The 13,962-nt window shown below is 62.3% G+C and carries 15 protein-coding genes and 2 tRNA genes; 8 read left to right on the top strand and 9 right to left on the bottom strand.

Annotated features, from left to right (window positions below):
• Nucleotides 1-27 precede the first annotated feature (27 nt).
• Nucleotides 28-606 (bottom strand): cold-shock protein, encoded by a 579-nt coding sequence (locus C5J24_RS15875; protein ID WP_037084473.1) that lies wholly within the window; start codon nucleotides 604-606, stop codon nucleotides 28-30.
• A gap of 222 nt (nucleotides 607-828) precedes the next feature.
• On the opposite strand from C5J24_RS15875, the gene gloA reads away from it, so the two are divergent.
• The 4 genes from gloA (at nucleotide 829) to C5J24_RS15895 (ending at nucleotide 2,434) form a co-directional block, all read left to right on the top strand.
• Nucleotides 829-1,269 carry a lactoylglutathione lyase gene (gloA, locus tag C5J24_RS15880; protein WP_046636837.1) on the top strand — a complete coding sequence of 147 codons (441 nt, stop codon included), beginning with the start codon at nucleotides 829-831 and terminating at the stop codon, nucleotides 1,267-1,269.
• Between the two features lie 221 nt (nucleotides 1,270-1,490).
• Nucleotides 1,491-2,003 carry a hypothetical protein gene (locus C5J24_RS15885; protein WP_172724009.1) on the top strand — a complete coding sequence of 171 codons (513 nt, stop codon included), beginning with the start codon at nucleotides 1,491-1,493 and terminating at the stop codon, nucleotides 2,001-2,003.
• Between the two features lie 121 nt (nucleotides 2,004-2,124).
• A tRNA-Glu gene (locus C5J24_RS15890) sits at nucleotides 2,125-2,199 on the top strand.
• Nucleotides 2,200-2,359: 160 nt separating this feature from the next.
• Nucleotides 2,360-2,434: transfer RNA gene (locus tag C5J24_RS15895), tRNA-Glu, on the top strand.
• 50 nt (nucleotides 2,435-2,484) lie between these two features.
• On the opposite strand, the gene recJ is transcribed toward C5J24_RS15895, so the two are convergent.
• The 5 genes from recJ to C5J24_RS15920 form a co-directional block, all read right to left on the bottom strand.
• Nucleotides 2,485-4,317, bottom strand: coding sequence for a single-stranded-DNA-specific exonuclease RecJ (gene recJ / locus C5J24_RS15900; RefSeq protein ID WP_105419220.1), 1,833 nt, complete (start codon nucleotides 4,315-4,317; stop codon nucleotides 2,485-2,487).
• An 88-nt stretch (nucleotides 4,318-4,405) separates the two neighbouring features.
• Nucleotides 4,406-4,681 (bottom strand): hypothetical protein, encoded by a 276-nt coding sequence (locus C5J24_RS15905; RefSeq protein WP_172724010.1) that lies wholly within the window; start codon nucleotides 4,679-4,681, stop codon nucleotides 4,406-4,408.
• Nucleotides 4,682-4,810: 129 nt separating this feature from the next.
• On the bottom strand, nucleotides 4,811-6,133 hold the full coding sequence (locus tag C5J24_RS15910; RefSeq protein ID WP_105401213.1) for a homoserine dehydrogenase: 1,323 nt from the start codon (nucleotides 6,131-6,133) through the stop codon (nucleotides 4,811-4,813).
• A 62-nt stretch (nucleotides 6,134-6,195) separates the two neighbouring features.
• Nucleotides 6,196-7,413 (bottom strand): LL-diaminopimelate aminotransferase, encoded by a 1,218-nt coding sequence (locus tag C5J24_RS15915; RefSeq protein WP_038542482.1) that lies wholly within the window; start codon nucleotides 7,411-7,413, stop codon nucleotides 6,196-6,198.
• Between the two features lie 146 nt (nucleotides 7,414-7,559).
• Nucleotides 7,560-7,961, bottom strand: coding sequence for a hypothetical protein (locus C5J24_RS15920; RefSeq protein WP_046667926.1), 402 nt, complete (start codon nucleotides 7,959-7,961; stop codon nucleotides 7,560-7,562).
• 122 nt (nucleotides 7,962-8,083) lie between these two features.
• Here C5J24_RS15920 and C5J24_RS15925 point away from each other — a divergent pair, with 122 nt between their 5' ends.
• Nucleotides 8,084-9,931, top strand: coding sequence for an alpha/beta hydrolase (locus tag C5J24_RS15925; protein ID WP_105419224.1), 1,848 nt, complete (start codon nucleotides 8,084-8,086; stop codon nucleotides 9,929-9,931).
• A 12-nt stretch (nucleotides 9,932-9,943) separates the two neighbouring features.
• Nucleotides 9,944-10,672 (top strand): DNA/RNA nuclease SfsA, encoded by a 729-nt coding sequence (gene sfsA, locus C5J24_RS15930; RefSeq protein WP_105419226.1) that lies wholly within the window; start codon nucleotides 9,944-9,946, stop codon nucleotides 10,670-10,672.
• Here sfsA and C5J24_RS15935 read toward each other — a convergent pair.
• Entirely contained in the window at nucleotides 10,648-10,929 is a 282-nt protein-coding gene (locus C5J24_RS15935; RefSeq protein ID WP_105401210.1) for a type II toxin-antitoxin system RelE/ParE family toxin, read from the bottom strand. The two genes, sfsA and C5J24_RS15935, sit on opposite strands and share 25 nt — an antisense overlap.
• Entirely contained in the window at nucleotides 10,919-11,167 is a 249-nt protein-coding gene (locus C5J24_RS15940; RefSeq protein ID WP_105419228.1) for a type II toxin-antitoxin system Phd/YefM family antitoxin, read from the bottom strand. Before C5J24_RS15940 ends, C5J24_RS15935 begins: the two co-directional genes overlap by 11 nt.
• Nucleotides 11,168-11,343: 176 nt before the next feature.
• On the opposite strand from C5J24_RS15940, the gene map reads away from it, so the two are divergent.
• Both map and radC read left to right on the top strand, forming a co-directional pair.
• A complete protein-coding gene (map, locus tag C5J24_RS15945; RefSeq protein ID WP_105419230.1) occupies nucleotides 11,344-12,180 on the top strand; it encodes a type I methionyl aminopeptidase in 837 nt (278 codons plus the stop codon).
• A 3-nt stretch (nucleotides 12,181-12,183) separates the two neighbouring features.
• Entirely contained in the window at nucleotides 12,184-12,987 is an 804-nt protein-coding gene (gene radC / locus C5J24_RS15950; protein WP_105419232.1) for a DNA repair protein RadC, read from the top strand.
• Nucleotides 12,988-12,999: 12 nt separating this feature from the next.
• Here radC and C5J24_RS15955 read toward each other — a convergent pair whose 3' ends face one another.
• Entirely contained in the window at nucleotides 13,000-13,887 is an 888-nt protein-coding gene (locus tag C5J24_RS15955) for an SDR family oxidoreductase (RefSeq protein WP_105419234.1), read from the bottom strand.
• Between the last annotated feature and the right edge of the window lie 75 nt (nucleotides 13,888-13,962).

Here is a 13,962-nt window from a genome sequence, read left to right on the forward strand (position 1 = left end):
TCAGAAACGATGGAAACGAGAAACGCATCAGTGCGACCGGCTCACGGGATTGGGATTGTCGGGGTGGATTTCCGCCGCCATCAGGCCCTTGTCGCCCGGTCCAAAGCGCACCAGCACAACCTGGCCCGGACGCAGCTCGGTGAGGCCGAAGCGGCGCAGCGTTTCCATGTGCACGAAGATATCTTCCGTCCCCTCGCCGCGCGTCAGGAAGCCGAAACCCTTGGTGCGGTTGAACCACTTCACCAGAGCCCGTTCCAGACCGCTGGTCGCAGTCACCTGCACGTGGGTGCGTACCGGCGGAAGATCCGAGGGGTGGACGGCGGTGGACTGATCCATCGACAGGATGCGGAACGCCTGGTAGCCGCGATCCCGCTTCTGGATCATCGCGACGATGCGCGTGCCTTCCAGAATGGTCTGGTATCCGTCTCGACGAAGGCAGGTCACGTGCAGAAGCACATCCTGCATGCCGTTGTCCGGAACGATGAAGCCGAACCCCTTGGCCACATCGAACCATTTGACGACGCCGGTGATTTCGATCAGCTCGACCGGCTCGCCCGGAAGCTCTTCGAAACTGCCAACGTCTTTCGATGACATTCTGTCTGCCATATCCTGTCGGCCCCTCGATTACGCGTTACGACGTGACGATCAACTGATTCTTAGAGGATAGATTAACATCCTGCTAACCATCTAGCGCAAGTCCCTGCCTTGGCTTTATCCACCTTCATCTCTATCTAGAGTGGCTTGCTCCAGGCTGGCGTCTGCGCCATATCCAGCACGGACCCGCACGGGGTTTGTTGGCGACTGGATTTATCGGAGGGAGACACCATAATGCGTTATCTTCATACCATGGTCCGGGTGAAAGACCTGGACGCCTCACTTCATTTCTACACCACCGTTTTCGGCCTGAAAGAGATCCGCCGCATCGACAACGAGAAGGGCCGCTTCACGCTGGTCTTCCTAGCGGCCCCCGACGATCTCAGCGACGCCAAGGACGTTCTCGCCCCCTGCGTCGAGCTGACCTACAATTGGGACACGGAAGATTATACCGGCGGACGCAATTTTGGTCACCTCGCCTATGAGGTCGATAACATCTACGATTTCTGCCAGCACCTTTCGGACAACGGCATCACCATCAACCGTCCGCCGCGCGAAGGCCGGATGGCCTTTGTCCGTTCGCCGGACGGCATTTCGATCGAGCTCCTCCAGAAGGGCGACAACCTGCCCGTCGCCGAACCCTGGGCTTCTGCACCGAATATCGGCAGCTGGTAAGATTTTTCAACGCGGCGGTTTCCTTTTTACTCAACCGCCGCGTTCCTTCCCCCACCTTGGCCCAACCTTGCCCCAGGCTGACCTCGCCTGCCCTGACCGGCTTGTCCATGGCGGTCTTCCGCGAGATGCTCGGGCACGATGATTCGCGGCATGACGCCCGCGATACGAGCCGACGGGGCATGCCTTTGCCAAAAACGCCTTTCCTTTGTTCGAACGTCCGCATGACGCTGGCGATCGTCTGCCTTTCTGCGCTGACGCTCAGTGGCTGCACCACCACGAAAAAGACGGCTGACGCCACGACGCCGGCACCGCGCACCACGGTGGCGGCAAGCGCCAGGGGCATCCTTGCCAAGGGCGGCATCACAGCTTCGAACCGCCGTGCCGATCCGGCCATCCCCAAGGCAGAAGCGCAGGCAGCCCAAGCACCGGCGGCAACCGCGCCGGCCGCCGTTCCCGCCGCGGAAAACACGTTCCCGCCGGCACCTGCACAGCCACAGCAGGCCTCGATCGCGGGCCTTGCGACGCAATCGACCGGCGTGCGCGCCGACAGCGGTACGATCTTTTCGGCGAACCCGCCGATGGCTGCGGCCGCCCCATCCGGCAACGGCCCGGTTCCGGCCAATCTGCCGCGGCGGAATTTCAACGCCACCACCGCCAGCGTCTACAGCACGCCGCAGGCGGTGCCCGCCGCAGCCTGCGGGGCCGATGCTCAGGGCACGCCTTTAAGCTGCTGATTTGACGCCATTTTCATTCAAACCGCCGGCGCCGGAAAAGCCGTCATTTTTTTGTAAAAAAGATGGCTTTGGCGCTTGCAGGAAAGAAATCCCCTCTCTATAAGAGCGCCACGAAGCGCAGGCGCCCTTCGTCTATCGGTTAGGACACCAGATTTTCATTCTGGGAAGAGGGGTTCGACTCCCCTAGGGCGTGCCACTTCCACCTCCCCCAAGCTTTTGTTTTTATTTCCGTATCCAGCTTTCGCACGCCATCTTGCGGCCGCGCGATTTTTTGCGTTCGCAAGCGCTTAAAAATGCAATTTTGCGCTTGCGGGATACAAACACCCTGACTATAAGGGCGCCACCACGAAGCGCACGCGCCCTTCGTCTATCGGTTAGGACACCAGATTTTCATTCTGGGAAGAGGGGTTCGACTCCCCTAGGGCGTGCCACTTCCTCTCTCCGCAAAAGCGGATCCCATCCCGAAAATCGACCAGCTTCCTTACGGCGCCCTCACCGCGTCGAGCAGGCGGAGCTGCATGCGGCGGGTGCCTTGCCATTGGTCGGCGCTGAGGCAGCCGGCGGCGTGGATCTGGGCGCCCTGGGAATTGAGCAGCATATTGCCGAGCGGCGTTTCGGCGGCGCGGAAGGCGATCCCCTCGAGGCGCGAGCCGTCGGCCGCCTCCAGCGTCACCTTGATATGTGCCGTACCAACGAGGCGGGCATCCTTCAGCCGGTGGGCAGGGATCGCGAAAACGGGCTGCGAATGACCGGAACCATAGGGGCCTGCCTGTTCGAGCTGGTCGAAAAGTTCGAGCGTCGCACCGGAAGCGGAAAGTGCGCCATCGATCTTCAACACGTGATTGGCGACCAGCGCCGGCACGCCCTCGCCCGCCATTTCCTCGAAGAAGGCTCGCAGGCGGCCGAGATTGCTGCGCTCGACCGTCAACCCCGCCGCCATGGCGTGGCCGCCGCCCTTGACGAGCAGGCCGGTATCCACGGCGGCGCGGACCATGCGGCCCATGTCGAAACCGTTGATCGAGCGGCCGGAGCCAGTGCCCTTACCGGACGGATCGAAGGCGATCGCGAAAGCCGGCCGTTTGAATTTCTCCTTCAGCCGCGCCGCGATCAGCCCGACGATGCCGGGATGCCACTTGTCGCGCGCCGTGACGATGACGTTGGCCCCCTCGCCGTTGCCGTATTCGGCCAGCACTTCGGCTTCCGCCTCGGCAAGCATGGCGGCCTCCATGGCCTGCCGCTCGCGGTTGAGTTCGTCCAGTCGAGCGGCGATCACCTCCGCCTCGATCGGATCCTCGAGCGTGAGCAGACGGCTACCTAGCGCGGCATCGCCAATGCGTCCGCCGGCATTGATGCGCGGGCCGATCAGGAAGCCGAAATGATAGGGCGTCACCGGGCCGCCAAGGCCTGCCTTGCGGAACAGCGCCGAAAGCCCGGCATTGCCCATATGGCGGGCGGCAAGCAAGCCCTTGACCACGTAAGCGCGATTGAGACCCTTCAGCGGCACCACGTCGCAAACGGTCGCCAGCGCGACGATGTCGAGCCAGGCGAGCAGGTCGAGCGATCCGGCGCGCGGATCGCCGATCTGCCGCATGTGGCGCGCGGCGGCGACCAGAACCAGGAAAACCACGCCGGCGGCACAGAGATGGCCCTGGCCCGAAAGATCGTCCTCGCGATTCGGATTGACGAGCGCCAGGCACGGCGGCAGTTCGTGGCCGAGCTGGTGGTGATCGATGACCACGACGTCGCAGCCCTCGTCGCGCGCCGCGGCAAGCGCATCATGGCTGGTGGAGCCGCAGTCGACGGTGACGATGAGGCTGGCGCCGTTGGCGATCAGCTGGCGGATCGCCGTCGGATTGGGGCCGTAACCCTCGAATATGCGGTCCGGAATATAGATTTCCGCCTCGACGCCGAAGTGGCGGAGAAACCGGTAGAGCAAAGACGATGAGGATGCGCCGTCGACGTCGTAGTCGCCGAAGATCGCCACCTTCTCCTGCCTGGCGATCGCGTCAGCGAGCCGCAGCACCGCCTTTTCGCAGTCGGTGAGCGTATAGGGATCCGGCATCAGCGAGCGGATGGTCGGATCGAGGAAGGCGGGGGCATCGTCAAGCGCAACGCCGCGACCGGCAAGCACGCGGGCGACGAGATCGGGAATTCCGTGGATCTGGGCGATCGCCAGCGCCCGGTTCTGGGCCGCCTGATCGAGACGCGACACCCACCGCTGATCGCCCGCGGAGCGTTCGACGCCGAGGAATGCGCGCGGGACGGGATCAACCGTTTCCACTGTCGACGAAAGCGCGGAGAAAATTCTGGTCATGGAGCGCTTTTAGCGTATCGCGAGAGCAAGAGGAATCGCTTTGACGGGATTGCCGGTCGGATCGCGCGAACTTTCGGTAACCGGTCGGTCACAGCATCGACCAGACGAATGCGGAGCCACTGATGGTGGCCGCGACTGCGAAGAACACAAGCAGGAAAACAAAACCCCGCCCTTCAACACCGTCACCGCGCGGCTGATCATTGGCATGGGCGAAACGCATGGACGGAGAGCCATGTGGCTCGGGGCGGACGCCGCTGAGTTGCAGCCGGTATCCCTTGTTCCGCGTGTTCATTTTCGACGTATTCGTGGCCCGCATCTTCATGGCGATCGCGCAAGCCTCCTCGACAGTGATTGCCAGCGACAATCTACGTCCGGAGGCCCCGGAGCGGCCAGCCAGTGAGCCTTTGCGGCCATGCTTTTCACAGAGGTTCTGGAAAAGTTCCGGCGTTACCCACAGGAAACGGCAGCGCCGGCTTCTCGAAGCGACGTGTTTTTAAAAAGCCTTGGGCCGTTCGATGCGAATCACCTGGGGCTCGCCGACGAGATAGCTTTCCGCCTTGATCGCATCGACCGCCTTACGGATCGAATCCTCCATCGTCGCGTGGGTGACGAGAATGATCGTCTTCGGCGTGTCCGTCGCGGCGTCCGGCTTGGCCCGCTGCATGATCGATTCCAGCGAGATGCCGTTCTCGGCCATACGGGCAGCGATGCTGGCAAAGACGCCGGTGCGGTCGGCGACCGTCAGCCGGATGAAGTAACCGCCCTCATGGCTCTGCATGCGGGCGCGCTTGTAGGGCGCGAGCGACGCGGCCGGCGTGCCGAGAACCGGGACGCGCTGAGCGCCCGGGCTGCTCTTGGCAATGTCGGCGATATCGCCGAGAACGGCGGAAGCGGTCGCGTTGCCGCCGGCGCCGGGACCGACCATCAGCAGTTCACCGAGGATATCGGATTCAATCGCCACCGCATTGGTGACGCCGTCGACCTGGGCGATGACCGAGTCGTGCGGCACCATGGTCGGATGGACGCGCTGCTCGATACCGCTGTCGGTCAACTGCGCGACGCCAAGCAGCTTGATCCGGTAGCCGAGATCGGCGGCCGCATGGATGTCCTCGATCGAGATATTGCTGATGCCCTCGAGATAGATCTCGTCGGCGGCGATCTGCGTGCCGAAGGCGAGCGTCGTCAGGATTGCAAGCTTGTGGGCAGTGTCGTTGCCCTCGATGTCGAAGGCCGGATCGGCCTCCGCATAACCGAGCCGCTGGGCCTCCTTGAGGCAATCGGCAAACGACAGGCCTTCCTTCTCCATCCGGGTCAGGATGTAGTTGCAGGTGCCGTTCATGATGCCGTAGACGCGCGAGACCGTGTTGCCGGTCAGGGATTCACGAAGCGCCTTGATGACCGGGATGCCGCCGGCGACGGCCGCTTCGAAATTGAGAAGAACGCTCTTTTCTTCGGCGATCTTTGCAAGCTCGACACCGGAGGCGGCAAGCAGCGCCTTGTTGGCTGTCACCACATGGAGACCACGCGTCAGCGCTGCCTTTACGGAATCGGCAGCAGCACCCGAGGCGCCGCCCATCAGTTCGACGAAGACGTCGATATCGGCCTCGTTGGCCATCTTTTCCGGCGTGTCGAACCAGGTGATGCCGGAAATATCGATGCCGCGGTCGCGCGACCTGTCGCGTGCCGTGACCGCCGTGATCTCGATCGCACGGCCGCACGTCGTTGCCAATTCATTCGCGCGGGTCTGGATGATCCGGACGAGCGAGGCACCCACAGTGCCGAGACCCGCAATGCCGACTTTGAGGGCGTCTGCCATGCTATTCTTCCTGATTGCCTGGAGGTGGCGGCCCGTCGGGGCCGCCGGAAATGCTGTTCCGATCAGCGGCGCGTGTTGAGCGAGATGACGTTGTGCATCGTCTCGTCGGCCGTCGACAGGAACTTCTTGATATTGCGGGCCGCCTGACGGATGCGGTGTTCGTTCTCGACCAGCGCCAGACGAACATAGTCGTCGCCCATCTCGCCGAAACCGATGCCCGGCGCGACCGCGACGTCCGCCTTCTCGACGAGGAGCTTCGAGAATTCGAGGCTGCCGAGGTGGCGGAACTTTTCCGGGATCTTCGCCCAGGCGAACATGGTGGCTGCCGGCGGAGGCACTTCGAAACCGGCCTTGCCGAAGCTGTCGACCATCACGTCGCGGCGGCGCTTGTAGACGTTGCGGACTTCCGCGATGTCGGAACCGTCGCCGTTGAGGGCATGGGTCGCGGCAACCTGGATCGGCGTGAAGGCGCCATAGTCGAGATACGACTTGACGCGGGTCAGCGCCGAGATCAGCCGCTCGTTGCCGACCGCAAAGCCGATGCGCCAGCCGGGCATGGAGAAGGTCTTCGACATCGAGGTGAACTCGACGGCGATATCCATCGCGCCGGGTACCTGCAACACCGACGGTGGCGGTTCGCCGTCGAAATAGATTTCCGAATAGGCAAGATCCGACAGCACGATGATGTCGTGCTTCTTGGCGAAGCTCACCACTTCCTTGTAGAAATCCAGCGAAGCGACATGCGCCGTCGGGTTGGACGGATAGTTGAGGATCAGCGCCAAGGGTTTTGGGATCGAATGCTTCACCGCGCGTTCGAGCGGCGGAAAGAAGCTGTCGTCCGGCTCGACCGACATGGAACGGATCACCCCGCCGGCCATCAGGAAGCCGAAGGCATGGATCGGATAGGTCGGGTTGGGGCAGAGGATGACGTCGCCGGGCGCGGTGATCGCCTGCGCCATGTTGGCAAAGCCTTCCTTGGAGCCGAGCGTCGCGACGACCTGGGTATCGGGATTGAGCTTCACGCCGAACCGGCGGGCGTAATAGGCAGCCTGGGCGCGGCGCAGGCCGGGAATACCCTTGGACGACGAATAACGATGGGTGCGCGGGTCCTGGACCACTTCGCACAGCTTGTCGACGATCGCCTTCGGGGTTGGAAGGTCGGGATTGCCCATGCCGAGATCGATAATGTCCGCGCCACCCGCTCGCGCGCTGGCCTTCAAACGGTTGACCTGTTCGAAGACGTATGGCGGCAGGCGTCGGACTTTATGAAACTCTTCCATCTTTCTCCCCGTGGAGGGCGCGCAGCGTCAGACGCGACGCGCCGGTGTCGCATGATTGGCGATTTTTTGCTTTGCGACCAAAAGCGCCGAAAGGCAAGTGCTATTTGCCGATATCGAGTTGCCCCGGATGACTTGGTTTGCCGGGACTACCTGGAGATATTGGCCAATGCGTCCTTGCCATGCTCGGCGGCGAGCTTGCGGTATTCGGCCACCCGGCGCTGATATTCGGCTTCCGAGATCGAGCCCGACCTGCGCAGGCGGGCGAGCGACGCAAGGCGCGGCTCGGTCTTGTTGTAATCCTCGTCCTCGATCTGCTCGGCCGCAGCGCGCAGCGTCGGATCGAAGGTCGGATAGACGCCGGTGTTTTGCCTGGTGACAGGGCCTGGCGGCGGCGCGGTCTTGGTCTGGACGACCACGGCCGGCGGTGCGGTGTTCGGAATACCGTCATCCAGAGCAAAGGTGTTGCTGTTGCAGCCGGCCAGCAGAGAGAGCGCGCCAAGACCGATGAAAAGCGGTAAGCTGCCGATCCGATGCCTCAGTTTTTCCATTTCCGTAACCCAGTTTCCGTCATCGGCCAATGCACCTGAAAGCGCCGATCGCTGGCACTTGTATTCGCTTTCAGGCACAATGTACAAACGAAAACAACTAACAAACTGTGGGGAGGCCGCACGTGGCGGAAAAGACCGACGATAAAGGGCAGACCGGACAGGAATTTCCGGGATTCGACCCCAAATCGGTCGAGGCCTATGTGGTCAAGGACCCGCAGGCGCTCGCCATGAACGTCGCCCGGGCGCTCGAAAATCTCGGCAAAGCGGCATCGGAATGGCTCGGCCCGCGCGAACGCGGCGAGATCGGCGATTCGGTCGCAGACCCGATGACCGACCTCGTGAAGACCCTCTCCAAGGTCACCGAATACTGGATTTCGGATCCGAAGCGGACGCTCGAAGCCCAGACCCTGCTGTTTTCCAGCTATATCGGCATCTGGACGCGCACGCTCGGGCAATTCACCGGCCAGCCGGTCGAGCCCGCGGCGGACACCTTGCCGAAGGACAAACGTTTTGCCGACGACGACTGGGCAAAGAACCCGTTCTTCGCCCTCCTCCGGCAGCTCTATCTCGTCACCGCCTCCTGGGCCGACAAACTGGTCAACGAAGCCGAAGGGCTCGACGAGCACACCCGGCACAAAGCCGCCTTCTACGTGAAGCAGGTGACGGCAGCCCTTTCACCGGCCAATTTCGCTCTCACCAATCCGGAGGTGTATCGCGAGACGGTCGCCAGCAATGGCGCCAACCTGGTGGCCGGCATGAAGATGTTCGCTGAGGATATCGCCGCCGGGCGCGGCGACCTGAGGCTGCGCCACACCGACGCGACCAAGTTCGCGATCGGCCACAACATGGCGCTGACGCCGGGCAAGGTGATCGCCCAGAGCGAGGTGTGCGAAGTCATCCAGTACGAGCCGTCGACGGAAACGGTGCTCAAGCGCCCTCTCCTCATCTGCCCACCGTGGATCAACAAGTTCTACATTCTCGACCTCAACCCGCAGAAAAGCTTCATCAAGTGGTGCGTCGACCAGGGCCATACGGTCTTCGTGATCTCCTGGGTCAATCCGGATGAACGCCACGCGAAGAAGGACTGGGAATCCTACATGCGCGAGGGGATCGACTTCGCGCTGACCACGGTCGAGAAGGCTACCGGCGAAAAACAGGTCAACGCGATCGGTTATTGCGTCGGCGGAACGCTGCTCGCGGCAACGCTTGCCTATCACGCGCAGAAGAAGAACAGCCGCATCGCATCGGTGACCTTCCTCACCACCCAGGTGGATTTCACCCATGCGGGCGATCTCAAGGTCTTCGTCGACGAAGAACAGATCGCCGCAATCGAAAAGCATATGAACACGATCGGCTATCTCGACGGGTCGAAGATGGCCACCGCATTCAACATGCTGCGCGCCTCGGAACTGATCTGGCCCTATGTGGTCAGCAACTACCTGAAGGGTAAGGAACCGATGCCCTTCGACCTGCTCTACTGGAATTCCGACAGCACGCGCATGGCGGCCGCCAACCACGCCTATTACCTGCGCAACTGCTATCTCGACAACAATCTGAGCAAGGGCGAAATGAAGCTCGCGGGAAAGACGATCTCGCTGAAGGACGTCAAGATCCCGGTCTACAATCTCGCCACCCGGGAGGACCATATCGCGCCGCCAAAATCGGTCTTTCTCGGCTCCTCGCTGTTCGGCGGTCCCGTGGATTTCGTGCTGACCGGCTCGGGCCACATCGCCGGCGTCGTCAACCCGCCCGACAAGCAGAAATACCAGTATTGGACAGGCGGTAAGGCCGAAGGCCAGTACGAAGACTGGCTGACGGATGCCGAGGAAAACAAGGGATCCTGGTGGCCGCACTGGCATGCGTGGGCCGAGGCAAAGGACGACGAGCGCGTGCCGGCCCGCAAGCCCGGCGGCAAGGCGCTCAACGCGATCGCCGATGCGCCTGGCACCTACGTGCTCGAGCGCGTCTGATCCCTATCACAGATGCGTTTCGATCCGCCGCTGGTGCCTGCGACCCTCCTGCAACGCTACAAGCGTTTCCTGTTCGACGCCGTGCTGGAGGACGGCACGCCGTTTACCGGCTCCTGCCCCAATACCGGTTCGATGCGAGGGCTGACGGCGCCGGGCTCGAAGATCTGGGTGTCGCTGCATGACAGCCCCACCCGCAAATACCGGCACATGTTCGAGATGGTCGAAGTGGACGGCGAGCGCGTCGGCATCAATACCGGCCTGCCGAACCGGTTGACGGAAGAGGCGATCCGCGCCGGGCTGATCCCGAGCCTTGCCGGCTACCAGACGATCCTGCGCGAACAGCGCTACGGCCGCAATTCGCGCATCGACTTCCTGCTTCTGGATGGCGACCTGCCGAATGCTTACGTGGAGGTCAAGAACGTCCATTTCTGCCGCGAACCGGGACTGGCGGAATTTCCCGACACGGTCACCAAGCGCGGCGCCAAACACCTGGAGGAGCTGGGCGACATGGCGGAGGCTGGTCACCGGGCGGTGATGATCTACCTCATCCAGCGGCACGACTGCTCGCGTTTCCGTATCTGCGGAGATCTCGACCCATTCTATGCGCTCGCCTTCGAGCGCGCCAAGTCCCGCGGCGTCGAGGCCTATGCAGTGCATTGCCGCGTTTCACCGGAGGAAATAACGCCTGCGGGGCTGATCCCGGTCGAGGATCTCGGCTATCGCTTTTCGGCTGCCTTGTAGACCGCGTCTCGATCTCGCCGGCCGACGGCGACTACCAATACGACCAGTTGCGTATCTCTGACCTCATAAACGAGGCGATAGCCGATGGCGCGCAGCTTAATCTTGTAACGGTTTTTGGATCCATGAAGCTGGGCGGCAGCGACGCGCGGATTTTCGAGACGCTCGGTCAACTTCTTCTTGAACTGCTCACGGATGTTCGAGTCGAGCTTGCGCCACTCCTTCAGCGCAACATCCAGAAACGCGAGTTCATAGCTCATCCAGCGTTACCTTGACGACGGTCTCGCTTGCGCGGCTGTCTGCTAGTAGGTTGAGCTCAAGGTCTTCCAACCGGTCCATCATCGCTTCGTAAGCCTTTGCGGGCACGCAATAGAAGGCGGGCTCGTTGCGATTGAGGATGGCGACGGGGGCTCCGTCTCCTGCTGCGACGGTACCCATGGGGTTGCGCTTCAGCTCGGAAACGCTGGCGGTGACTTCGGCGAGGACGATGCTGACCATGATGACTCCAGGTGCTCCAATTCGCACCTTATATAGACCTACAAGAAGCACTTTAAAAGGCTCTCTTCAAATCATCCCGTTCGGATTGTCGGGAAGAAAAGCGCTGAAATCTCCGATCGCCATGGACGAACCGGGCCCGGCTGCTTTATGAACGGAGAGATTGCGAGAGAAGAACCATGGTCAACTATATCGAGGCGGTTTCCGCCCCCCTGAAGAATACGGGTGCGATCCGCCTCTATAATGCGGAAGACTTTGCCGGCATGCGCAAGGCCTGCCTGCTGACCGCCCGCTGCCTCGACGAGCTTGCAACGATCGTGCAGCCCGGCGTCACCACCAACGCGATAGATCGCTTCGTTTTCGAGTTCGGCATGGACCACGGGGCGCTGCCGGCGACGCTGAACTATCGCGGCTACACGAAATCCTCCTGCACCTCGATCAATCACGTCGTCTGCCACGGCATTCCGGACGACAAGCCTTTGCGGGAGGGTGATATCGTCAATATCGACGTCACCTACATCCTCGATGGCTGGCACGGGGATTCGAGCCGCATGTATCCGGTGGGCGGGATCAAGCGCGCCTCCGAACGCCTGCTCGAAGTCACCTACGAATGCCTGATGCGCGGCATCGAGGCGGTGCGTCCCGGCGCCCGCACCGGCGCAATCGGCGAGGCGATCCAGACCTATGCGGAAGCGGAACGCTGCTCCGTGGTGCGCGATTTCTGCGGCCATGGGGTCGGCCGGCTTTTTCACGACTCGCCGAACATCCTCCATTACGGCCGCGCCGACGAGGGTCCGGAGATGAAGGAAGGGATGATCTTTACCATCGAGCCGATGATCAATCTCGGCAAGCCGCATGTGAAGGTGCTTTCCGATGGCTGGACGGCGGTGACCCGCGACCGGTCGCTGTCAGCGCAATACGAACATGCGATCGGCGTCACCGCCACCGGCTGCGAGATATTCACCTTGTCGCCCGGAGGTTTCGACCGACCCGGCCTGCCACCGCTTTCGAGGTAAGGGATGGCCAGCCGCTCCGCTCCTCCACCGGACGAACAGACGTCCTTCATCGAGGACGAGCGCGGCTTTTTCGCCGAGCAGCTGACCAAGCCCAAAGCCATCAAGAAACCGGCCTCGATGGACGACGAAGAGCCCGGCGCGCATTACCACGGTCACCGCGAGCGCCTCAAAACCAAGTATCGCGAACATGGCGATACCGGACTTGCCGACTATGAAATCCTTGAACTCCTGCTGTTCCGGTCGATCCCGCGCCGCGATACGAAACCGCTTGCCAAGGCGCTGATCGCCCGGTTCGGAACGCTTGCCGGAGTCATGGGGGCGCCGCTCGGATTGCTGCAGGAGGTCAAGGGCGTCGGCGAGGCGGTGGCGCTCGACCTGAAGCTCGTCGCGACCGTCGGTCACCGGATGCTGAAAAGCGAGCTGCGCGGCAAGCAGGTCCTGTCCTCCTGGTCTTCGGTCATCGATTACTGCCATGCGATCATGGCCTACGAGCCACGCGAACAGTTCCGCATCCTCTTCCTCGACAAGCGGAATGCGCTGATCGCCGACGAGGTGCAGGGCCACGGTACCGTCGACCATACGCCTGTCTATCCGCGCGAAGTCGTGCGCCGGGCGCTCGAACTGTCGGCGACCGCGATCATCCTCGTCCACAACCATCCGAGCGGCGATCCGACGCCATCGCGCGCCGATATCGACATGACGAAGACGATCGTCGACACCGCAAAACCTCTCGGCATCACGGTGCACGACCACATCATCATCGGCAAGGACGGGCATGTCAGCCTGAAGGGGTTGAGGCTGATCTGAATTTTCGCTGCCTCAGGCAGCGAAATAGGCCTCCCGGTCCAGATCCGCGATCAATCCCGGTCGGGTAGGTTGCCAGCCTAGCCGTCCCCGTGTCCAATCGCTCGAAGCCCGGTTGTCGATTCCCACGAAATGCGCGAACCACCCGAAATGTTCGGCCGCCTCGTCATGCGATTTCGCGACCACCGGCAGGTTCAGCCGCTTTCCGATCACGCCGGCGATGTCGCGGAACGGAATACCCTCATCGGCGACCGCATGATACCGCGCGCCCGCAACGCCCTTCTCCAGCACAAGCCTGTACAGCCGGGCGGCATCGAACCGATGCACTGCGGGCCACTGGTTGGCTCCATCGCCGACATAGGCCGAGACGCCTTTCCGGCGGGCCGTGTCGATGAGGATCGGGACGAAGCCGTGGTCGCCGTCGCCATGCACCGAAGGCGGAAGCCGGACGACCGACACGCGCAGGCCCGAGGTCACCGAGAATGCCGTCTGTTCCGAGACGCGCGGAACCGGTGAGCCGTAGGCGGGCGGCGTTTCTTCGGTCGCCAGTTGGCCCGGCGAAAGAAGGCCGGTGCCGGAGGTGACGATCAGGGGCCGGTCGGTGTCGGCAAGTGCATCGCCAAGCGCTTCGATGGCGCGCCGGTCGATCTCGCAACTCTCCCTGAATTTCGAAAAGTCGTGGATGAAGCCGGTGTGGATGACGGCGTTCGAAACGGCAGCTCCGCTTTTCAGGCTTTCCAGATCCTCCAGGGTGCCGCGATGCACCTCGGCGCCGGCGATCGCAAGCGCCTCGGCGGAAGCATCCGAGCGGGCAAGGCCCAGGACCTGATGGCCTGCCTCGATCAGTTCCTTGACGACGGCGGAGCCGACGAACCCGGTCGCGCCGGTTACAAAAACACGCATGATAGGCCTCTTCAGTTGTCTGACGAGGCTGTGATAGGGTTTTGCGGATGGCGAAAAAGCCGTGACGACTTACCG

Origin of the sequence: Neorhizobium sp. T25_27 (assembly GCF_002968565.1) — a bacterium.
Taxonomy (GTDB): domain Bacteria; phylum Pseudomonadota; class Alphaproteobacteria; order Rhizobiales; family Rhizobiaceae; genus Neorhizobium; species Neorhizobium tomejilense.

What these genes read in the sequence shown, in the direction of transcription:
- recJ (WP_105419220.1), bottom strand. Translation starts at nt 4,317, where the DNA reads ATGACCAGAATTTTCTCCGCGCTTTCGTCGACAGTGGAAACGGTTGAT.
- C5J24_RS15875 (WP_037084473.1), bottom strand. Translation starts at nt 606, where the DNA reads ATGGCAGACAGAATGTCATCGAAAGACGTTGGCAGTTTCGAAGAGCTT.
- sfsA (WP_105419226.1), top strand. Translation starts at nt 9,944, where the DNA reads ATGCGTTTCGATCCGCCGCTGGTGCCTGCGACCCTCCTGCAACGCTAC.
- C5J24_RS15935 (WP_105401210.1), bottom strand. Translation starts at nt 10,929, where the DNA reads ATGAGCTATGAACTCGCGTTTCTGGATGTTGCGCTGAAGGAGTGGCGC.
- C5J24_RS15915 (WP_038542482.1), bottom strand. Translation starts at nt 7,413, where the DNA reads ATGGAAGAGTTTCATAAAGTCCGACGCCTGCCGCCATACGTCTTCGAA.
- map (WP_105419230.1), top strand. Translation starts at nt 11,344, where the DNA reads ATGGTCAACTATATCGAGGCGGTTTCCGCCCCCCTGAAGAATACGGGT.
- C5J24_RS15885 (WP_172724009.1), top strand. Translation starts at nt 1,491, where the DNA reads ATGACGCTGGCGATCGTCTGCCTTTCTGCGCTGACGCTCAGTGGCTGC.
- C5J24_RS15910 (WP_105401213.1), bottom strand. Translation starts at nt 6,133, where the DNA reads ATGGCAGACGCCCTCAAAGTCGGCATTGCGGGTCTCGGCACTGTGGGT.
- C5J24_RS15940 (WP_105419228.1), bottom strand. Translation starts at nt 11,167, where the DNA reads ATGGTCAGCATCGTCCTCGCCGAAGTCACCGCCAGCGTTTCCGAGCTG.
- C5J24_RS15920 (WP_046667926.1), bottom strand. Translation starts at nt 7,961, where the DNA reads ATGGAAAAACTGAGGCATCGGATCGGCAGCTTACCGCTTTTCATCGGT.
- radC (WP_105419232.1), top strand. Translation starts at nt 12,184, where the DNA reads ATGGCCAGCCGCTCCGCTCCTCCACCGGACGAACAGACGTCCTTCATC.
- C5J24_RS15955 (WP_105419234.1), bottom strand. Translation starts at nt 13,887, where the DNA reads ATGCGTGTTTTTGTAACCGGCGCGACCGGGTTCGTCGGCTCCGCCGTC.
- gloA (WP_046636837.1), top strand. Translation starts at nt 829, where the DNA reads ATGCGTTATCTTCATACCATGGTCCGGGTGAAAGACCTGGACGCCTCA.